This is a genomic window from Chamaesiphon polymorphus CCALA 037, from assembly GCF_003003845.1.
Classification (GTDB): Bacteria; Cyanobacteriota; Cyanobacteriia; order Cyanobacteriales; family Chamaesiphonaceae; genus Chamaesiphon; species Chamaesiphon polymorphus.
Map to the genome: position 1 here is coordinate 1 of NZ_PVWO01000017.1, position 21,429 is coordinate 21,429.

At 48.5% G+C, this 21,429-nt stretch carries 10 protein-coding genes and 2 pseudogenes; 5 read left to right on the top strand and 7 right to left on the bottom strand.

What is annotated here, in order from left to right:
- Both C7B77_RS29565 and C7B77_RS02530 read right to left on the bottom strand, forming a co-directional pair.
- Window positions 1-6,632, bottom strand: a 6,632-nt coding sequence (locus C7B77_RS29565) for a non-ribosomal peptide synthetase/type I polyketide synthase (RefSeq protein ID WP_181243682.1), incomplete at its 3' end; no start/stop codon positions are given.
- A 274-nt stretch (window positions 6,633-6,906) separates the two neighbouring features.
- Window positions 6,907-7,323: pseudogene (locus C7B77_RS02530) on the bottom strand (acyltransferase); the annotation flags it as partial.
- 563 nt (window positions 7,324-7,886) lie between these two features.
- Between C7B77_RS02530 and C7B77_RS02535 the strand changes: the two are divergent.
- Window positions 7,887-9,344: a sugar transferase gene (locus tag C7B77_RS02535; RefSeq protein WP_106300004.1), complete on the top strand. Its 1,458-nt coding sequence runs from the start codon at window positions 7,887-7,889 to the stop codon at window positions 9,342-9,344.
- 185 nt (window positions 9,345-9,529) lie between these two features.
- Here C7B77_RS02535 and C7B77_RS02540 read toward each other — a convergent pair whose 3' ends face one another.
- On the bottom strand, window positions 9,530-10,381 hold the full coding sequence (locus C7B77_RS02540; protein WP_106300006.1) for a tetratricopeptide repeat protein: 852 nt from the start codon (window positions 10,379-10,381) through the stop codon (window positions 9,530-9,532).
- Between the two features lie 179 nt (window positions 10,382-10,560).
- Here C7B77_RS02540 and C7B77_RS02545 point away from each other — a divergent pair, with 179 nt between their 5' ends.
- On the top strand, window positions 10,561-11,793 hold the full coding sequence (locus tag C7B77_RS02545) for an RNA-guided endonuclease InsQ/TnpB family protein (RefSeq protein ID WP_106300008.1): 1,233 nt from the start codon (window positions 10,561-10,563) through the stop codon (window positions 11,791-11,793).
- A gap of 397 nt (window positions 11,794-12,190) precedes the next feature.
- Here C7B77_RS02545 and C7B77_RS02550 read toward each other — a convergent pair whose 3' ends face one another.
- The 3 genes from C7B77_RS02550 to C7B77_RS02560 all read right to left on the bottom strand — a co-directional run bounded on the left by C7B77_RS02550 (window position 12,191) and on the right by C7B77_RS02560 (window position 15,855).
- On the bottom strand, window positions 12,191-14,380 hold the full coding sequence (locus C7B77_RS02550) for a DUF4335 domain-containing protein (protein ID WP_106300010.1): 2,190 nt from the start codon (window positions 14,378-14,380) through the stop codon (window positions 12,191-12,193).
- Window positions 14,381-14,413: 33 nt separating this feature from the next.
- Complete coding sequence (locus tag C7B77_RS02555) at window positions 14,414-15,025, bottom strand: DUF3038 domain-containing protein (protein ID WP_106300012.1); 612 nt, start codon at window positions 15,023-15,025, stop codon at window positions 14,414-14,416.
- 602 nt (window positions 15,026-15,627) lie between these two features.
- Window positions 15,628-15,855, bottom strand: coding sequence for a hypothetical protein (locus tag C7B77_RS02560; RefSeq protein ID WP_106300014.1), 228 nt, complete (start codon window positions 15,853-15,855; stop codon window positions 15,628-15,630).
- Between C7B77_RS02560 and C7B77_RS02565 the strand changes: the two genes are divergently transcribed.
- Together C7B77_RS02565 and ftsH are read left to right on the top strand one after the other, a co-directional pair.
- A complete protein-coding gene (locus C7B77_RS02565) occupies window positions 15,854-16,450 on the top strand; it encodes a carbonic anhydrase (protein WP_106300016.1) in 597 nt (198 codons plus the stop codon). The genes C7B77_RS02560 and C7B77_RS02565 overlap by 2 nt on opposite strands.
- A gap of 377 nt (window positions 16,451-16,827) precedes the next feature.
- Window positions 16,828-18,675 carry an ATP-dependent zinc metalloprotease FtsH gene (gene ftsH, locus C7B77_RS02570; protein ID WP_106300018.1) on the top strand — a complete coding sequence of 616 codons (1,848 nt, stop codon included), beginning with the start codon at window positions 16,828-16,830 and terminating at the stop codon, window positions 18,673-18,675.
- A gap of 128 nt (window positions 18,676-18,803) precedes the next feature.
- Here the strand turns inward: ftsH and C7B77_RS02575 are convergent.
- Window positions 18,804-19,484: pseudogene (locus C7B77_RS02575) on the bottom strand (IS701 family transposase); the annotation flags it as partial.
- A gap of 488 nt (window positions 19,485-19,972) precedes the next feature.
- Here C7B77_RS02575 and C7B77_RS02580 point away from each other — a divergent pair.
- On the top strand, window positions 19,973-21,316 hold the full coding sequence (locus C7B77_RS02580) for an efflux RND transporter periplasmic adaptor subunit (protein ID WP_106300020.1): 1,344 nt from the start codon (window positions 19,973-19,975) through the stop codon (window positions 21,314-21,316).
- Window positions 21,317-21,429 lie beyond the last annotated feature (113 nt).

The window sequence follows — 21,429 nt, forward strand, 5'->3', positions numbered from 1 at the left end:
CGGTATAGTACTTCGTCAAATGTGCCGTGGTAGTCGCCCGCAAAAGTCGCAATTAAATCGCGTCCAGTAACGGTACGCGCGAGCCGGAATGTTGCCATGACAGCTTCGGAACCAGTATTGCAAAAAGCAACTCGTTCCATTCCCGTAAATTCAGCCACAAGTTTGGCGACTTTCCCTGCGAGGGGTGATTGAGGGCCGATTTCGCAGCCCTGTCTCATTTGGGCAATCACAGCATCGGTGACAAAATCTGGATTCCACCCAAAGAAATTTAGCCCGAAACCATTGGTTAAATCGACGTATTCATTGCCATCGACATCCCACAATTTGGAACCAGCAGATCGATTGGTGACGATCGGATATACCATTTCTTTGAGTAGCGGTGTGAAGCCAGACACCGTGCGCGGATCGGCTAGATACTGGCGATGCTCCTGAGTTTGGCGTTTTGACTCTGGAGTTCTAGCGACATAACGTGCAATGATGCGATCGAGAGCTTTCTGCTGGTCTGTGCTTAATGTCGTACTGGTAGATTTTTCGATTTTAGCACCCGGCCCAACTGATTTTTTCGGTGGGGGATTGTCGATCGTCGGAGCAGTCATTGGAGCAGAAGTTTTAGGCTGGATGACAGGTGGTGCAACCGTCTCGATGACAGGTAAATCGATCGATCCAATCGCTCCCCCAGATTGACTGAGCAGTTGTACTTGTTGCTCCATAATTTGGAGCTGCTGGGCACCCATCGCCTGCTGTTGTGCCATGATTTGGAGTTGCTGGGAAACCATCGCTTGCACTGCTGTACCCGCTAATTCGGGATTGGGTGCGGGTATTAGCGACGAACCGTTACCAGTAACAGTATTACCATTACCATTGGCACCGTTGGTTGGGGCAGGGGTAGTCGGCATAGTTAGAGTAGGTGTTGGTGTAGCTGTTACTGGTGCAGCAGTGGTTACCGGAGCGGGTAATGCCTCTGCTGGGGTCGATCGATCGATAAAATCAGCCAGCGTATCTAGATTCGGATAGTCTTCTAACAAATTTCGGAAAACGATCTTGACTTTGAACTTCTTTTTTAGAGCCATCGCCACTTGGGTGAGTGAGAGCGAGTCTAATCCCATCTCCAAGAAGGTAGTCGCACCATCAACGCCACCGAGATCCAATCCTGATGTGTTTTCTAGAACGGCTTGAAGTTGAGGAATCAACTGTTGTTGACGATTTTGAATCATAGGAGTTGGGAGTTGGGAGTTGGGAGTTGGGAGTTGGGAGTTGGGGTGTTGGGGTGTTGGGGTGTTGGGGTGTTGGGAAGTGGGTTTTGGATCGATCCAGTAGCGGTGACGATCGAATGGATATGTAGGTAAAGGCACTCGGTGACGGTATTCATCGGTGTAAAATGCATCTCGATCGATCTCGACTCCTGCTAGCCACAGTTGACCGATCGCTTGTAAGATTGCCAGAGATTCGGCTTCATCGTCGGCGGTGCTACCCAATGACGAAATCGCAATTTGGCTTTTGATGTCTTTTGCTTGCTGTCGGGCGAGGGTGGCGGTGGTGGTACGGGGGCCAACTTCGAGTAAGACTCGTTCTGGCTGCTCCCACAGTCGATTTGCGCCCTCTGCAAACCTTACGGTTGCACGTAAATGATTAGCCCAGTACAGGGGGTCGGTGGCTAGCTCGTCAGTAATCCAGTCAGCCGTGACGGTGGAAATAAAGGGAATCTGGGGTGGCGATAGTCGAATGGTTTTTATTAGTTCGCCAAATGGTTCGATAATTGAATCCATCATCGGCGAATGGAAAGCATGGGAGGTATGGAGCGATCGACAAACTACATCTTCGGTTTCTAATTGTTGTTGCAAGTTAGCGATCGAGTCCGTTGGCCCTGATACCACGCAGAGCGAGGGGCCATTAATTGCCGCGATCGCCACCTCACCACTGAGTCGTTTTGTCAATACTGCCGCAGGTAACCGGACTGACAGCATCGCTCCGCCGGGAAGTTCGCCCATCATCCGGGCGCGGGTGGCGACTAGTTTCAACCCATCTTCAAGCGAAAATACCCCCGCCAAACAGGCGCAGACAAATTCGCCGATACTATGTCCGATCGTTGCCGTTGGATAGACACCCCAGCTTTGCCACAGTTGCGCCAGTGCGTATTCGATCGCAAACAAGCCGGGTTGGGTATATTGGGTCTGACGCAGCAAGGCAGTAGCCGTTTCTTCGTCGCCCTGGGGCGGATACAGGACTTCGAGCAGATCGCGATCTAATAATGGTTTGAGGATCTCCGCACAGCGATCGACGGCAGCTCTAAATACCCCTTCCTGTTGGTACAGGGACTTACCCATATTGATGTATTGCGAACCCTGTCCGGGGAACATAAATACGACTTCCCGATTGCGAATTTCTGTCAGGCGGGTAGCACTGCGATTGACATTCAAAGTGCCTAAAATGTCGATCGCCTCCGCTCGATCGCGACAGACCACAAAGCGACGATGATTGTAGGCTTTGCGTCCTCGATCGAGGGTATAAGCAACATCGGCGAGATTAGTCTCTACGTTTGCTCTCAAGTATTCTTGTAAATTAGCGGTTGTCTGCTCCAGTGCTGGGCTATTTTTTGCTGATAATCTTAGCAATTGATAAGGTCGGGATAAACTTGAAGATGCGATCGCAGGTGCTTCTTCCAGCACGACATGAGCATTCGTCCCGCCGACTCCAAACGAACTGACTCCAGCCCGTCTGGGTGTCTCTTTCGCGATCCAATCGACTAGTTTGGTATTGACATAAAAAGGACTATTTGCCAAGTCAAGTTCTGGATTGGGAGCCTCAAAATTTAAACTCGCGGGAATTTGCTTGTAATAAAGTGCCAATGCGGTTTTAATCAGCCCTGTCACCCCCGCCGCCGCGACGAGATGCCCGACATTACTCTTGACCGAACCAATGGCGCAAAACTGGTTTGCATCTGTTTGGCGACGAAATGCTTGAGTTAGGGCTTCGATTTCGATCGGATCGCCTAATGGCGTGGCTGTACCGTGAGCTTCGATATAAGTGATGGTTTCGGGATGAATTCCCGCATCAGCATGAGCCTTGGCGATCGCGCCCACTTGCCCATTTACACTCGGAGCAGTGAAACTCACCTTATCATTACCATCATTATTCGTGCCTACACCTTTAATAACGGCATAAATTCGATCGCCATCATCGAGCGCATCTGCCAACCGTTTCAGCACGACGATACCCGCCCCACTATTAAACATTGTCCCCTGAGCATGGGCATCAAAAGGACGACAGCGACCATCGGGGGAAAGCATACTCCCCTCCTGATAGAGATAACCGCGATTTTGGGGCGTGGTAATTGAAATTCCACCTGCGAGGGCAAGCTCGCATTGATGACTATTTAACCCTTGAACTGCTTGAATTATGGCCACGAGCGAAGTAGAACAGGCCGTATTAATACTCAAACTCGGCCCAGTTAAACCCAATTTGTAAGAGGTACGAGTCGTTACGAAGTCCTTCTCATTCGCCAGCATCGTCTGAAATGCACCCAGTCGATCGATAATTTCGGGACGACCGCAGATATGCTGCTCGAAGTAAGTATTCTGTCCAGAGCCAGCATATAATCCAATCTCACCTTGGTAAGATTCTGGTGTATATCCCGAATTCTCCAAGGCTGTATGCGCCAGTTCGAGAAATACCCGCGCCTGTGGATCCATTACTTCCGCTTCTCTGGGACTAATCCCAAAGAACGCCGCATCAAATGTTTCCGCCCCATTAATAATCCCTCTCACGCGGACATAATTTGGATCGTTACGTAACTCCGCATCCACACTCGGATCGAGTTCGGCGTCGGTAAAAATCGTGCTAGACTCCACACTCGCGCAGAGATTTTGCCACAATTCTTCGACACTACCCGCACCAGGGAACCGCCCCACCATGCCTATAATCGCGATTCCATCTAAAGCTGGCAAGCTCGCTCGATCGGTCTTGGTGACGGCTTGAGTGCCACGTTCGATCTGGTTGCTAGCCACTCGATCGAGATATTGAGCCAAACTGCGAATAGTCGGATACTGATAAAGCTTAACCGCCCGAAATTCTGAACCTAATCCCTGCCCCTTCCCTTGAGTTAAATCAGTCCGCGTTCGCATAGCGTCTCGTAGAGAAGGCGGACTTTGCACTCCGAGCGGCGGTTTCAACCGCTGACTAACCTGACTAACCGAGACTAACTGCTTCTGCACTCTCGCCGCCATCTGCAAACCTAACAGCGAAGTTCCGCCCAGATCGAAAAAGTTGTCTTCAATCCCCACCCGATCCAAACCCAGTAAGCTACACCAAATCTCTGCTAGCGATCGCTCCGTGGGCGTACTTGGTGCGATAAAATTTGACCCAACTGCCTGGATCGGTGCTGGTAATCCCCGTCGATCGACTTTACCATTAGGCGTGAGTGGAATTTTAGCCAAAACGACGATCTCTGCCGGAATCATATACTCAGCCAATCGGGCTTGTAAATATATTTTGAGCTGGCTGACATCTGGAGATCGATCCAACTTTGGTGTTACATACGCCACCAATCGCTTGACATCTGGCACATCCTCACGGACGATCGCGATGGTATCTCGCACGGTTTCATGCTGGCTCAAAGCCGTCTCAATTTCACCTAATTCGATCCGATAGCCGCGAATTTTGACTTGATTGTCTAGTCGTTCGACAAACTCGATCGTCCCATCTGACAACCATCGGACTCGATCTCCCGATCGATACAGCCGCGCGGTGGGATCGCTACTAAAAGGATTGGCAATAAATTTTTCGGCAGTCAGATCCGGGAGATTGAGATACTCGCGAGCGAGTCCATCACCGCCAACATATAATTCGCCCAAAACGCCAATCGGCACTGGCTGACAGAGAGGATCTAAAATATAAACCTGAGTATTAGCAATCGGTGTGCCGATCGGAATCGAAGTTACAGTCTCTGGTAACGGGCTGGGAATCCGATAACAACAAGTAAAAGTAGTATTCTCAGTCGGCCCATAACCATTAATTAACTGCGTCTGCGGCAGGTGTTGCTGTGCCAACCGAATGAAATTCGGCGAGAGTGCCTCCCCGCCTGTCAGCAATTCCTCTACCCCTACCAGCGCATCTGGAGCCTCACCCACGATCGTATTAAATAGTGCCGCCGTCAACCACATCGTCGTGACACCATAACTTTGAATTACCTTGCCCAAATCTTGCGGATCGGGAATCCCATTGCCTGGAAACAAGACACAGCAGCCACCATGCAACAAGGCACCCCAAATCTCCAAAGTGGCAGCATCAAAGGAAATTGGAGCCAGTTGGAGTAAGACTCTAGTGCGATCCAACTGCGTAAAATCACTACCCACCACCAATCGCACTACTGCCCGATGCGGAATTGCCACCCCTTTGGGACGACCCGTCGAACCAGACGTATAGTTAATATATGCCAAGCTGCCAGCATCGATCGTTACCAAGAGCGGATCTACCGCAGACAGCCCCTCACCCCAATTAGCATCCAGACAAACGATCCGCGCTTGAGTTGTTGGTAATCGATCTCGCAGATGCGACTGGGTAATTAATACCGAAGCCTGGGTATCTTCCAGCATCAAAGCCAGCCGCTGTTGTGGATATGCCGGATCGAGGGGCACATAAACGCCACCAGCTTTGAGAATTCCCAGAATGCTAACGATCGTCTCGATCGATCTGTCCAGACACATGGCTACCAAAGTCTGGGCACCCACCCCAATCTGTTGCAGTTTGCCAGCCAAGATGTTGGCACGACGATCCAGCTCTCGATAAGTCAGGCTAATACTGGTGTCGCCATTCAAAGATGGTAAAATTGCCGCGATCGCATTTGGAGTGTGCGCTGCTTGCTCTGCAAAAAGCTGATGAATTGTCTTATTTTGCGGATAGTCAACCTGAGTATCGTTCCACTCAATTAACAGCCGATCGCGTTCCGCCGCTGTCAGCATTGGTACTTCCGCCAGAGTTTGGTGCAAATTGGCAACCATCCCCTCTACCAGCGTTTGTAAGTGCCCCAGCATTCGCTCGATCGCGCCAGTCTCAAATCGTCGAGCGTCATAATGGATTGTCAAACATAGCCGATCTTTTCCACATACTTCCAAGACCAGAGGATAATTAATTTGCGCTAACAACTGCGACTTTTGTTCTGCATCGAGATCGACATTATTAAAAACTAACAAACTCTCAAAAAGATGGACTTGGTGAGAAATTTCGCTCGATTTACAGCTCCGATCTAGCGCGGATCGATCGCCATCTCTGAGTTCAATATGTAGTGTCTGCAACTCTTTGAGCCAAGGTAGCAGCGATCGATCGGGTTCGACTTTAACTTGCATAGGTAAGACGAGCTTTGAGCTTTCTCGCTTTGTTTCGACACGATTCTCTTTCAGAGAGGCTCTGCCAACAAATTCAATCTCTCCCACCGTGGTTATGCCAAAGAGTACGTTCTCTGAGGAACTGTAGCGACTGAGCGATAGTGCCCAAGCTCCCAAGAGGATTGTCTCAATTTCTAAATCCAGTTCTCGATCTAGACATCCCAAAATCTTACCGATCGATTTGGACAGTTTTAACTCTTGAGAACTATTGGATCCGTAGCCAATGACACCAATATTAATATCGCTTGCCATATCATTAATTAGCCCAGCTTAAGCCTAATAAAATTGTATGTAAATCTGAGGGTTGTTATACTGAAAAATTGACTGTGTAACGATTAGCAGCTATGCTCTCTCCACCCGTGATTGTATTATACCCATCTACTTATCTTATAGATTCATCTGAATGAAAAACAGCACAAAAGGCGTACATTGAGTAAGCTTACATGCCTAATATCGACACTCTAGGATCGGCTCGATCGCGTAGATCGCCCACTACCCGAGCGGATACGCCCACGGCAATCGCCTAGTCGGCAACAGCCCTCGTCACCACTGCCCCCGCTCCGATCGAGGCACGTTCGCAGATCGTCAGTCTTGTCAAAATAGTGGCATTGCTCCCAATGGAGGCACCCCGCTTGACGCAAGTTTCAATTACCGCCCAGTCAGCTTCGGTTTGCAAACTGCCATCGAGATTGCTCGATCGCGGATAGATGTCGTTTGTGAACATTACTCCATGACCAATAAATACTTCATCTTCGATCGCGACACCCTCCCACAGAAAGCTATGCGATGAGATTTTGCATCTCCTGATCGATCCATTTTTTTGGAGCTGAGAAAACGTGCCGCTCTTGCTTTCATTGTCAATTTTAAACCCGTAACGATTGACAAATTCGGGGTGAAACATCTTCACATTTTTACCCAATTGCACATCATTATTAATTGGCATTTTTCTCTAACTGTTGTGATGGAACATATTTTGATTCTGCGAAACCCAGAATAATATATTGGGAGTGGATAATTCCAATTTTAGAGCTAGTACTGTAAGCAAATATACGGCAAAAACACTTATTGTCGTGCAGTCCCCAATCGCCTCTCATCCTGCGGCTGCGCCAAAACAACACCGATTTAGATGTATGGTCTGATGTCAGCAGCACTAATCTCATGTACATATAAGCTAGATAGCGTAGTCGTAAATACTTAGATATTCCAGTATGTACGAGCAATTTCAATGTGAAAGCACTACATTGCTCACAGCCAAATTACTGAATCTGTTTTATCGACAGATTCAGGTAGATTTTTCATGTTAGTCTCAACTTACAAGAGATGCCATACTTCACAAAATTCAGCAAAATATCTGTTACTAATATTTACAGTTATTAACGATGATGAAAACATGTATCTTTCGAGCAGCAAATAACAAATAAATACTGAAATACTTGAAGTGATTAGTGACAGCGATCGCTGCAATTTTTTAATTCACCCTATTTAACCTAACTTTGGAGCGATCGCATGAACGATCTCAACAAAACCGATCTCACGGGTAATCTCTGGCAGATCGAAGATATCAGAGCAATGAATTTATTCATTCGTTGGCGAACGCCACTGGTAGTGTTACGATCGATGACTCTACTCCTACTCGATGCTACGATGTTATTTGTCTCGTGGCAGAGTGCGGATCGCCTTGGCACGTCAGGCTCGATCCAGATCTCAGCGTCGATCTGGCCGATTGTCGTCATCAGTATCGGGACTCTTGCCGCTTCGGGATTCTATGGTACGGACGATCGACTGCACAGATTTGCCAAATTGTTTAAATCTTTGACACTGGCGCATTTGACGATCCTCATCAGTGCCTTTTTATACCATCCAGGTATGTGGTGGGTCACGAGATCGGTATTTGCGTTCGCGTGGGTGTTGAATTTTATCCTAATTGGTTCGGCAAGATTTTTATTAGATCTACTAATTATTCAGATTCGCAATCGTTGCTCTATTTTGCAGCAACCAGTAGTTCTCTTGGGAGATCGAGAGGATATCGAAAAAGTCCAAAATATCATCAAACGCTCCCAGCAATTTAGAGTCGAGCGCATCATCGATTTTGCCGACTGGGATCTGCAAAGTCAATTGGATCCGGTGTTCTCGCTGATTAAAACCAGTAAAGTCAGCGAGGTATTCATTTGCTCGCAGCAAGCCATCGACAATCAAATTATTTTGTTTTGGAAATTAAAATCAGTTGGCATTCATCTCAGAATGGTTCCCACCCAATTACAGTTACCACAACGAGCTGCGGAAACCAAGATGATCGGTGAGATTACCACCAGCCGTTTTAAATCGATCTCGATTTTGGGAACTAGTTTTCGGTTGAAACAAATATTCGATCGAGTTGCTGCATTTATCCTCTTAATTATCCTATTACCAGTTTTCTTAGCGATCGCGATCGCGATCCGCAAATCTTCCCCTGGGCCAATTTTTTATAAACAGGAACGCATCGGTTTAAGAGGTCGCCCTTTCAAAGTTTGGAAATTTAGGACAATGGTAATAAATGCCAGCGAACTTCAAGCCAAACTAGAAGCCGACAATGAAGTTAAAGGCGGTATTTTATTTAAAATCAAAGCAGATCCACGCATCACTAAAGTTGGTAAAATTCTGCGAAAATATAGCTTAGATGAATTACCACAATTAATCAATGTTCTCCAAGGCAGAATGAGCCTAGTAGGGCCGCGCCCGCTTGCCATTAGAGATTATGAACTATCGATTAAAAATATCGAAAAAACCGATTGCAATAATTTATTGCGATATGAAGTTTTGCCAGGAATTACTGGACTATGGCAAGTTAAAGGACGTAAGAGTAGCGATTCTAATGAGATTTTTTATTGGGATATGGTTTACCTCTTACAATGGTCGCTGACTCTCGATTTAAAAATATTACTCGAAACAATTAAGGTTGTTTTATGTAAAGAAGGATCTTATTAATTGAGAATTGCGTCAAGACAAACTCGACCATGGAAGCGCACCAAGCAGAGAATTAGGTTTTAAGGTAGGGATTTAGATTGAAATCTTTTCTAATGATATAAAATCCGCTGTTGCCTACGGTAACAGCGGATTTTGTTTAGGAAAATGACATTCAGGCAACTTAAGATTCCAATCGGCGATCGCGACTACTTGGCAACTTGAGGTGCTGCAGTCGAATTATTCGGTGCGGGTGCAACTGTGCTAGGCACGCTAGTCACCTTGGGTGGTTGAGTAGCTTGGACTAATTCCTTAATTCGATCCTTATACTCAGCCGGAGCTAGATCGACAGCAGTACTCATCAGCGACTGTGCTTGGGTGAGATTACCCATTTGTTTGAACACCAGAGCTTTGGCCAAAACTGGTCGAAAATCTTGCTTATTGGCCTCGATCGCGGCATCATAAATCCCTAGCGCATCAGCATTACGCTGTTGGCTGAGATAGATTTGCGCCATTAGGAGTTTAATCGGCGTGGCATCGGCATCGGCAGAAATCGTCTTCAATGCGTTCTGCACTGCGCCCATGGCGGCTTCGGGACGTTTGGCATCGATGAGCAAACTTACCAATCCTTGCAGGGCATTGATATTTTGCGGTTGAATTGCCAAAACAGTTCGATAACTAGCTGTCGCCCCCTCGATATCGCCCAAATACTGTTTGGTTTGAGCGACGAGCACTGTATAGTTGGGAGTCTGGGGATTGAGTGCGGCAATTTTTTCGAGCGGTACCAAGCTGCCCTTAATATCGCCCAATTGCAGCCGAGCATCTAGCAAGCCCTTGAGCGCGACTTGATTTTCTGGCTCTTTTTGCAATACCTGAGTGTAGCCGTTAATTTGCGCTTGCAGTTGACTTGTTTGCGCGACAGAAAGGCGATTGGATTGAGTGGCAACCGCCGCCCCCCCATCCAAGACGAAATTAAATAGGGGAAATAGCGAAAATCCAGTTAGAGCCAGCAGAGACACAGCTACTACTAGATTGATGACCCAGCGATGACGATTTAACACAGACTGCTCTCAATGATGGACTATCGGTCTTGTCGATCTTATCAGGAAATTGGGTAAAAACCCCGTCCTTTTAGAACGGCTTTGCAGGATCAAACGCAGTGCAGCCCGTATGCGCTGTGGATAGTACTGGCACTTTAACCTGCTTTAAGCTATAATTTCAGCATAAACAGACAAAGCCAATGTTAGTTTTTGAGTTCAAAGCCTACGCCAAATCAGCCCAGTTTGTCGCCATTGACGAAGCAATTCGTGCTACCCAATTCATTCGCAATAAGTGCATCCGTTACTGGATGGAAAACCCGAAAGTCTCTAAGTACAATTTGAATAAGCAGTGCGCCATTCTTGCGGCTGAATTTCCGTTTGCCAACAACTTAAATTCTATGGCTCGTCAGTCTGCGGCTGAACGTGCATGGGCGGCTATTTCTCGTTTCTATGATAACTGCAAGAAGAAAGTGGCAGGGCTAAAAGCGGATGCGCGCCCGTCGGGTTCCCCGACGCGAAAAGCACACCAAGCAGGTTTTCCAAGCTTTCAAAAAGACAACCGCTCAGTTGAATACAAAACGACTGGTTGGAAGTTGGCAGATGACCGCAAATCAATTACTATCACCGATAAAATTGGTATTGGCAAGTTGAAGTTAAAAGGTACTCGTGACCTAAATTTCTATCAGCCAGACCAGATTAAACGGGTGAGATTGGTTAAACGTGCCGATGGCTACTATGTGCAATTCTGCATTTCAGTGGACAGAAACGAGTCGATTTTGCCTACCAAAAATACAATCGGATTAGACGTTGGATTAAATCATTTTTATACCGATTCTAATGGTGAGCAAGTCGAAAACCCTCGTTTCTATCGTAACTCTGAAAAAAGCATGAAACGGTCACAGCGGCTAGTTTCTCGCAAGGTCAAAGGTTCTAGTAATCGAAGAAAAGCTAGAGTCAAACTAAGTAGAATCCACCTCAAAATAAGCAGGCAACGTAAAGACCATGCTATTAAATTAGCGCGGTGCGTAGTCCAGTCAAACGATTTGATCGCCTACGAAAATTTGAGCGTGAAGAATATGGTCAAAAACCACTGCTTGGCTAAGTCAATTAGTGATGCAGGTTGGTATCAGTTTAGGATTTGGCTAGAGTATTTTGGGAAGGTATTCGGGAGAGCTACTGTAGCTGTAAATCCCGCATACACAAGCCAGGAATGTTCTAGCTGTGGCGTAATTGTTAAGAAGTCTCTATCGACCAGGACACACGTATGTCAGTGCGGCTGTGTGCTAGATAGAGATGAGAACGCCGCTGTCGTAATTCTGAACAGAGGACTGTCTACGGTGGGGCACACCGGAAGATCTGCGCTTGATGCAGGCAACGCTTGGGGAGATTCGATCTCTACTTCAGTTGGTGAAAAGCGGATGCAATCGCGCTGAGGTTTCCTCAGCGTGCGTTGCACCAAGCACCTGCTGGAGCAAATCGAATCGTAGAGCCAAGAATCCTCCTCGCTTCAGCGGGAGGAGTGTCAATACAAAAGTGACTATTTGGCGCATAGCAGAGAAACTTGTTTTAAGCGGGGGAAGGGGGAAAGCGTTGCAAGTATTTACCTTTACCCTTTCCCCTGCTTGGTGCGCTGTCTTGTCTTGATTCGCTAAACCCTCTCCTTTGGAGACGCTGCGCGTTGGCGGAGCCTCGCCTCTGGCGATACGGCAAAGCAGAGGAGCAGGAATCGCTGACCCAAACACATGCACCAGGGAACCTCCGCGTGATTTGGGTCGCTTAACCGTCGAGGAACAAAGGCGTGCGCGCATCCGTTTTACCCTTTGCCCTCATTTAAGGTTCGATAAAAGTATCAACATTACCATCTGGCTGGAGTAACACCCGAATTTTCTGGTCGCTACTGCCTGCTGCTGCTGGCGAAACTAGTTTTTGTCCGGGTTTGATAAATTTAGTCTCCCGGAGATAGGCACTGGCGGCTTCACCTTGGGGATCTATGGTGCGCACTACACCGCTTTTACCATTAACTTGAAGCACGTATTGTAGAGCATTGGGCTGATTATTACCTGCTTTCCACTTACCTTGAATGTAACGTCTGCTTTCTTGCAGCAAGGGTACTTCTGGCTCAATGCCCCCAGCGTTGGATTGCAACGGTTTATTGGGTACGACTGGTGGGTTTTGCAGATCGGGTGTTGCTGAATTCGGTTGGTTGGGGTCGATTAGATTGGGATTTCTCGGTACGGGTGTAAATGGCTCAGAGCTGGACGATGGGGTGAGAACGGCACTTGGAGTAGGCTTGGCTGCTTGGGCGGCAGATTTTTTGGGAGCTGGAGTTCTGGTGGCTGGATCGATCCGATTGGGAACTGCCGTGGGTGCATCGAACGGAACGGATTTAAATGGTGGGTTGACGATCGCAGGTGCATTTGAAGGCGGAATTGGCATCGGTTGTTTGGAAACCGAGAGTTTGCCAGGACTAGTCAGTTCGGTTGGCAGTTGCGCGCCAGCAGTGGTTGCTTTGGTGGGAGTTTTGGGTTTTGATGCGGGATTGGTAGTTTTGACATTACCAGGTGTGGGTTTGGTCGTCGCTGCTGGAGGTTGAGTCGCATTCAGTGGATTGGGGGCAATCCCAGTAGCCGATTGGCCGCCATTGCTGGAGAGAATGCTTGCCGCGCTCTGTTGAGTAGTGCCGGGAGTGCCAAAGGGATTGGGGGTTGTCTGTCCTGGTTGAGTAGCGAGCGCATCTGGCAAGGGAGCTACACCGATTTTACTGGGTGTTTGCGCCGCGTTCGGGCTGGAGTTGCTCGGTGTAGTGACTTGAGGCGGTTGGACTGGCTGCTGTTGCCACGGTGTCGGTAAAGTCCCCGTAGTAGTGGGAGCGATTGTAGTGGTAGCAGCAGTAGTAGGTGTCTGCGCTAGTTCCCCTGCTGGCTTGACTGGAGTAGATTTTTTGGCTCCGCTTGGACTGGGCGATTTCATCATACTCGCAATATCTTGGAAGGGTTTGAAATTGGGATCGATGATGTATATCCCTCCGGCCATCGCCATCGTCGCTCCTACCACCCAAGGCAACGCTGACATCCACGAAGAACGAGGCCGTCGAGTGCGATAATAGGTGGCTTCAGCTTCTGGATCTGACGAAACGAGGGGTAAATTGGGCAAGCGCGATCGAGTAACAACTGCCTCTAGATCGATCGGTTGCTCGCTATTGACTGGAATGCTGACCCGATCGAATACTCTATTAGTTGGAGCTGGGGGACTGACGGCCAGCTTTTCGGATGCGTACTCGTCTAAGACAGTAGCTAGATCGAATAGTTGAATGGCCGAGAGGACGATTGTCGCACCCGATGCTGGTGTTGCCAGATTGCCTAAGTGGAGCTGATGATCGAGAGATCGTTGGCGGACTTCACCTCCTGACGATTCATCGCTAACGCCAGTTAGGTATGGCTGGTCGATCGCACTTTGAGAGCCTGCGGCGGGTGTTACTCGTCCATCGCTGATGGGTCGAACGGAACTAGCATCCAGATTGGGCTTTGGTCTACGACCGAGTAATTTATCAATAATCGATCGATCGTCCGCTCTGGAGACGGGTGGAGGTGCAGAGGATTGGTCTTTTTGCAATCCTGGTAAGTTTTTGAGAATTCCCGATCGAGCGGCACGCGGATCTAACTGAGGATTGAGGTGTACACTATTCGGCGTGCCTGCTGCTGGATCTGGATGTGGTGTGCTACTATCTCGATCGGTTGATTCTGGATCGATCGCGACGATGCGCTTGGCACCTGGGAGCGGAAATTGGGCGACCAGCTCGGAGATATACTTATTAACAACCTGTTGGAGCCGATCTAGCTGCTGTGCCTGCCCGTGCAAAGTGATGCGCTCTGTTTCGCTGCGATCTGGATCTTCTAAATGCAAGATAAAATCCATGGGCACCACTGAGTGCCGATTGGGTCGAGGCTCTGCTTTAGTAGAGACAATCAGCGCACAGGTGGGTGCTGTATACGTCCGAGTTGTCAAGTTATTAGATTCCATTATATTTATACTTAAAAAATAATTAGCTTAGCTCTAAGTAGCCGGATTGTCCGTTGGCGAAGCCTCGCCTCTGGCGAATCGAGCGGCTCGTTGCAATAGCGCGTTCCACAATCGTTGGTGGCCGTTGGGACTACTATAGAATAATAGATCGATGAGTAGGTTGAGGGCTGTTTCTGTGAGTGTTTCAAAAGACTCGCGATTATCCGCACCAAACCGCGTTTGATACATTGTAATAAAATTACCGATATAATCGGCTAAAGATGGCGATTGTAGTGGTAACTGATGATACTGATTCGTCTTTTGCCAGTAGCTGATATTTCGACGCAGTAGGGAATGGTGTTCTCTGGCTAAATGATGCAAGATAATGACTAAAGCTCGTAACAGTTGAATATCGATAGAGGAGCGGTAGGTATTGCGATTTGACGGCCAATTCTCTACCCAGCCTGAAACGATCGAATCTAACTCCAAATCTCTAGCAACTTGTTGCAGTGCTACCCGATCTAGTTGCGTCATTGCCATGATTGCGATCGCGACTAAATCTACTTCTCTAGCAATTTCATAGAGGTGGGATGGTGCGAGCTGCGATGTGATTAATAATTCATCCAACTTGGGGTTTGATGCGGGCATCATTTGGATAGACAACATAAGGATATAAGAGTTGAAAACCCAAGCCGCAAGGCAAGCAGGCGCGGTTAACAACAGTGGCAGATTGGAAAAATACTAAACTACTCATTCCGACCCATCTGAGCTAGTGAATGTTTCGACGTTGCCATTGTCTCGCTCATAGCTGGTTTAACTAGTCGATCGGGTCGGATTAAGCTTAGTTAAACTACTGACGTGATATGAGCAATTGTATCACAGTGTCTTCCAGATAAATGAGCCGACAGAGGGGTGGATGGGTGGATGAGTGGATGAGTGGATGGGTGGATGGGTATATGAGGATCGAAAGAACGCTTGCGTCCACTCTTGACGATAAACTACCAACTACCAACTACCAACTACCAACTACCAACTACCAACTACCAACTACTAACTACTAACTACTAACTACTAACTACCAACTATCCACTATTCACTATCCCCTAGTGATGATTGCCGTACTGACTAATCCGATCGAGACGCTAGGTTTTGATAGAATATAGACGTAAACTGTCCGCCACTAACAAAATCCCGCCACCACTAGCCCCAGCGATAAAACCGCCATTTGCAGCGGAATAAACTTTCGTGCTAGCTCTTCTAGTTTCGCTCTAGAAGTGGCAAACCCCAAACATTGGTGTTATATCGATTCTCACCAAAGCCGCTCCAGGAGATCGCCACCGACAGTTCGGCTCATCCTGAGAAGGTGCTTGGAAAAGCTGGGAGGGTTTGACGTAAGTGTAACCGTCATTGGTCGGAATTGGTAAACAACTGCCGATCGAGCAAACGCTCGTTGGAGCATCGAGTTGAGTTTGTCTAAATTTAGAGTAAATTAACATGCGGGATAGTTGTCAGTGTTCTGAGCACGATTCTTCACAGCCGAGTCTGCACCAGCGGATAGCATCGTTGCAGATCGATCGCCGTCAATTTCTCCGCCATCTAGTTGGCGTTGGCGTGCTGACAACAGCTAGTACGATCGCGCCAGCAGCGGCTAGAGCCGAAAAAAAGGTGCCCAAAGCTCTAGTACTCAGTTGTATCGATTATCGAATTTTAGAGGCAGAACGTTACTTTTTGTCGCTCCAAAATCTGGGCGGACAGTACGATTTTACGGCCTTAGCTGGAGCATCTTTAGCTCTGAGCGGAATGCCGCACCAATATGATGCCGACGCCTTTTGGGATCAATTGGATATTTCCTATCGACTGCATCAGATCAAAAAAGTGCTGATTCTCGATCATCAAGATTGTGCGGTCTATAAATATAAGATCGATCCCAGTCTGGCAGAGAATCCCGAGCTAGAATTAACTACGCATACAGAATACCTCAGTCGAGCGTATTGGGCGATTCGCGATCGCTACCCAGATCTGAATATCGAACTCTATTTTGTCAACCTTAATACAGAAGTCAAGCAGATTTCTCCTTTGGCGAAGACATAATAGAGGCGTTGGGAGTTGGGAGTTGGGAGTTGGGAGTTGAGGGTTGGGAGAGAGACTAAAAGTCTCAGGAACCTAAAATTGGGAAAGTTGATGCCCCGTTGCACGATCGAGTCGATTTTAGCAAGTCTAGCGTCGTTTCGGAGGAACTCTATCTAGAGCTATTGAATCTAAGCTACAATCTCATCCAAATTATCTCCCAACTCCCAACTCCCAACTCTCTTTACCAAATGTTAATTACCTAGATAAATGTGGCAATAATAGAACTGAAGCTACACTAGAAGATATATAACTATCGATGACAAGCAGTCGCTCGCGAACTCACACGTAAATACAGACACTCAGCATCAGGTGCAGGTATAAGGACACACGTAAAATATATGGATAAAAGTTCCCAGGTCAAATCGAAGCAATTTTCCAAGTCATTGTGGCGATTAGCAGCGAGCTTGCCGATCGCTTTGGGAGTTGTCTGGGGTAACCCAGTGTTGGCCAAACCCGATCCCAATACGCTTACCTACGGAGAACTATTTAGAGAAGTCGATCGTGGGGTAGTATCGAAGCTCGAACTCGATCCGGTTAGTAAGGTAGCCAAAGTAACAGTAGCCGATCCAGCCGCTAGTGGCAAACAGCGGATTAAAGAGGTGGTGTTGCTAGATGATAATTCTGAGCTGTATAACAAGCTCAATGCTAAGGGCGTCGAATTTAGCGTTCAGAAATCTGCCGATCGCAATGCCATTTTTGGGCTACTCGGTAATATCCTGCTATTAGTGTTCGTAATTACCGTCCTCTCGGCCATTATCCGCCGATCGGGGAATGCTTCGGGACAAGCTCTAAGTTTTGGCAAATCCCGCGCTCGCTTTCAGATGCAGGCCAAAACAGGCGTGATGTTCGACGATGTGGCGGGGATTGAAGAAGCCAAAGAAGAACTTCAAGAAGTAGTAACTTTTCTGCAAGAGCCAGAACGGTTTACTTCTGTCGGTGCCAAAATTCCTAAAGGGGTACTTCTGGTAGGATCGCCGGGAACGGGTAAAACCCTGATGGCCAAGGCAATCGCGGGTGAGGCTGGCGTCCCATTTTTTAGTATTTCTGGTTCGGAATTTGTCGAAATGTTCGTCGGCGTGGGTGCTTCTCGCGTCCGCGATTTATTCAAAAAAGCCAAAGAGAATGCTCCGTGTTTGATCTTCATCGATGAAATCGACGCAGTGGGTCGTCAGCGGGGCGTAGGCATCGGTGGCGGTAACGACGAGCGCGAACAAACCCTCAATCAATTACTGACCGAGATGGACGGATTTGAGGGCAATAACGGCGTAATTATCATCGCGGCTACCAACCGTCCCGACGTCTTAGACACGGCCTTATTACGTCCGGGACGATTCGATCGACAGGTGCAAGTAGATCCGCCCGATTTTAAAGGTCGCTTGGCAATTCTACAGGTGCATAGTCGCGACAAAAAAGTCGATCCAGAAGTTGCGCTTGAAGTTATCGCGCGGCGGACACCAGGATTTACTGGTGCAGATCTGGCCAACTTGATGAACGAAGCCGCAATTTTTACCGCTCGGCGGCATAAAGAAGCCATTACCATGTCAGAAATCAACGATGCGATCGATCGCGTCGTCATGGGCATGGAAGGTCGTTCTCTGGCTGATGGTAAAAAGCGACGCCTCGTTGCCTATCACGAAATCGGTCACGCGCTTGTCGGCGCGATCGTCGGCTACAAGCCGCTCCAAAAGGTTACCATCCTCCCACGCGGTCGGTCGGCGGGTTCGGCTTGGTACATGCCCGATGAAGAGCAGGGGCTGATTTCTCGTGCTGAATTTTTAGCCGATATTGCGACGACGATGGGCGGACGAGCCGCAGAAGAAGTTATTTTTGGGACTTCGGAAGTGACCTCTGGTGCTAGTGGCGATATCGAAATGGTCACCAACACGGCACGTAATATGATCGTTCGCTATGGCATGTCGAGTCTCGGACAATTTGCCATCCCCACAGATGGCGATTGTTCGGAGGAAATTGCCGCAAAAATCGACATCGAAATTCGTAACCTTGTCGAAGCCGGACACCAAAAAGCAGTAGAAATTATCTCTGAGAATCGTCAACTGGTGGACATACTCACCGATTTGTTACTCGATAAAGAGACGATCGAAGGTGAAGAGTTCCGCCAAATTATCGATCGCGAAATGGGACTTAAGGAAGTAGTGCAAGCCAAACCAGCCTTAGCTGGCTCCTAAGTCAAAACTGATATCTGAAGTTTGCCACTTTACTCATCAGGGTAAGGTGGTTTTTTTGTAAATAATCTGCCCCAATCTTTTAGAGCAGCGATCGATATTTCCCGCACTTCCTTTGTCATTTTCAGGAGTTACGCAGTTGGAGAAAGAACGATCGAAGGAGCGGCCAAATAAGAGCGAATAGCATCACGGACGATACTGAGTTTAGACTCATACCAACTGATGCCAGTGTTAAACCAGTGAATTTCCAGTCGCAGGAATGCACGAATCGAACAACCAATATGATTACGTTGAGCACGAGCAGAGCGAACAGAACACTTATCAACACCACAGCATTGCTTCAAACCGCGATGATATTCCTCAATCGACCATTCATATTCTGCCCATTGCAGACGCTGTAGATGATTCATGTGGAGGTCATTGGTAGCCCAGTAGTCAATGTCACCGTCTGGAGCAACAATCTTGAAGACTCGGATAAAACCATAACCTTTGAGATGAACCACAGTGCCATTGGAGGAGATTTCCACCTCCTTGATGGGACGATTGCCCTGGCGATCGGGATTGACCAATCGATTACATTTGAGCCTAGTCAACCAAGTCCACCCATAGCTATTAATTAGCTTGAGATTATCCAAGGCACTAAACCAACTGTCAAATGCCACACATTGAGGTTGAAACCCTCTCTGTTTAGCGATCGCCAGCATCGCTCGAAAATGGTCGTTCTTCGTTGCGCCATCAACTGGCTTATCATACAGGCGATAGTCGATGGGGATGTGTTTATCCCCATCCGACCACAATAAACTCGTGAGGTTGCGGATGCAATCGCGCTGAGGTCTCCTCAGCGTGCGTTGCACCAAGCAGTTGATGTACTCTATCTCTGTATACTTGGCTGGGTTCATTTCTCTGTTTTAGCTCATTTCTCCTCCAACTGCGTAACTCCTGATTTTGTTCGAGCAAGCGATCGATATTTATCCGATCGACAGCGAGTACAATAGCCAAAATTGATGTTATTGAGAACAGATTTGGCAAAGTTTGCGCGTTGTCAAAATGACGAATGCCGACATCACTTTACGAGTGGGTTGCTCCATTCAAAGCCGTCTGAACCAACAGTTTAATCGACTCACTGGCATAACCCCACGCCAGTTAGCTAACATCAATCGCTTCACTCAATGAACTTAATAAAATCTGTCCAAAGATAGATATTTTTGGCGATCTGTTTCGAGCGACTCATTCGATCGAGAGAGGCAAATACGGGAAATAATCGCTATCCTGGAAAAAGCCGTGTCAATTTCACGAACTTATGGAAACATCTGACTCCCCAAGTTCATCGCCAGAAACCACAGCAAAAACTCGCCGTCCCAAACGGTGGCAGTTTGGTTTGCTAGCTCTGTTAATATTACTCGGCGGTGGGGCGATCGTCTGGCGGACGATGATGCCCAGCCCAGAGGCTGCACCGCCAGCCGCCGCCGCACGCGGACTGCCGCCCACTCCCGTCCAAACCGCTGCAATCCAACGCGGACAAGGTACCAGAAGCATACAGTTAGCAGGACAGACGGAGGCAAATAAAAGTGCCACCTTGCGGACTCAGACCGCCGGAACCGTCGAGCGCGTACTTGTCGAAGTCGGCGATCGAGTCAAGCCAGGAATGACGATCGCGACTTTGGATGATGACGAGCGACAACTGGCACTCGCAGAAGCACAAGCAAAACTGGCACAAGCCCGTAGCGAACTGGCACGGCTGCAAGTGGGGACTCGATCGGAAATCATTGCCCAGCGGCGAGCGCAAGTGAAATCGGCTCAGGCGAGCGAACGCGAGGCTCTGGATAACTACAATCGCAACGCATCGCTGGTCAAATCTGGGGCGATCGCTAAACGAGTGCTGGTGGAAGCACGCGCTAGTGTCGATACTACGCGGGCGCAGCGGTTGCAAGCCGAAGCGACGCTAGCAGAATCCACGGCTGGCCCGACTCGCGAAGAAATTGACGCTCAGAAATCTAGCGTCGCAGCCGCCCAATCGGTAGTCGATCGAGAGCGACTGAACCTGACGCGGACTCAAGTTAAATCGCCGATCGATGGTACGGTGCAAACGCGCGAGGTGAATGTGGGCGATCTGGTACAGAGTCGCGATCCGGTCGTGACGCTGGTAAATAATAACGAGTTGGACGTGTTTCTCGAACTGCCCGAACAACTGACTGGAAGCGTCACGGCTGGCTTACCCGTCGAACTCCGAGCGCGCGCGCTCCCCGACTGGCGCGGACGCGCGACGATTAGCGGCGTAGTTCCAGCGGCTAATGCGGCATCGCGGCGGCAATTGGTGCGGTTGCGGTTGCTAAATCCACCCCCGAATTTATTACCCAAGATGGCGATCGCGGGTACGCTCCAGTTACCGATCGCTGCTACTAGTCTGAGCGTCCCCCGCGATGCGCTGGTACGTCGCGAGGAAAACTGGTTGGTGTATACCGTTCGGGATGGTAAGGCGGTGGAAGTAAAAGTGCAGATGGTCGCCGATCTGGGCGAAACGGTAGCAATTTCTAGCCCGCAGTTGCGATCGGGGCAGGCAGTAGTAGTACGGGGCAGCGAAGCACTCCGACCGGGATCGCCCGTGCAGGTCGTCGAAAACCAAAAAACGAACAAAACCTCATGAACTTCATTGAAACGGCTGTCCGGTGGCGACACGGTATCGTTGGGTTATTTTTGCTGTTGGTTCGGGAAGCTATGCTTACTAGATCTCAATCGCGGCAAGCTCTCTCTGGATGT

What these genes read in the sequence shown, in the direction of transcription:
- C7B77_RS02535 (WP_106300004.1), top strand. Translation starts at nt 7,887, where the DNA reads ATGAACGATCTCAACAAAACCGATCTCACGGGTAATCTCTGGCAGATC.
- C7B77_RS02545 (WP_106300008.1), top strand. Translation starts at nt 10,561, where the DNA reads ATGTTAGTTTTTGAGTTCAAAGCCTACGCCAAATCAGCCCAGTTTGTC.
- C7B77_RS02550 (WP_106300010.1), bottom strand. Translation starts at nt 14,380, where the DNA reads ATGGAATCTAATAACTTGACAACTCGGACGTATACAGCACCCACCTGT.
- C7B77_RS02555 (WP_106300012.1), bottom strand. Translation starts at nt 15,025, where the DNA reads ATGTTGTCTATCCAAATGATGCCCGCATCAAACCCCAAGTTGGATGAA.
- C7B77_RS02565 (WP_106300016.1), top strand. Translation starts at nt 15,854, where the DNA reads ATGCGGGATAGTTGTCAGTGTTCTGAGCACGATTCTTCACAGCCGAGT.
- C7B77_RS02560 (WP_106300014.1), bottom strand. Translation starts at nt 15,855, where the DNA reads ATGTTAATTTACTCTAAATTTAGACAAACTCAACTCGATGCTCCAACG.
- ftsH (WP_106300018.1), top strand. Translation starts at nt 16,828, where the DNA reads ATGGATAAAAGTTCCCAGGTCAAATCGAAGCAATTTTCCAAGTCATTG.
- C7B77_RS02580 (WP_106300020.1), top strand. Translation starts at nt 19,973, where the DNA reads ATGGAAACATCTGACTCCCCAAGTTCATCGCCAGAAACCACAGCAAAA.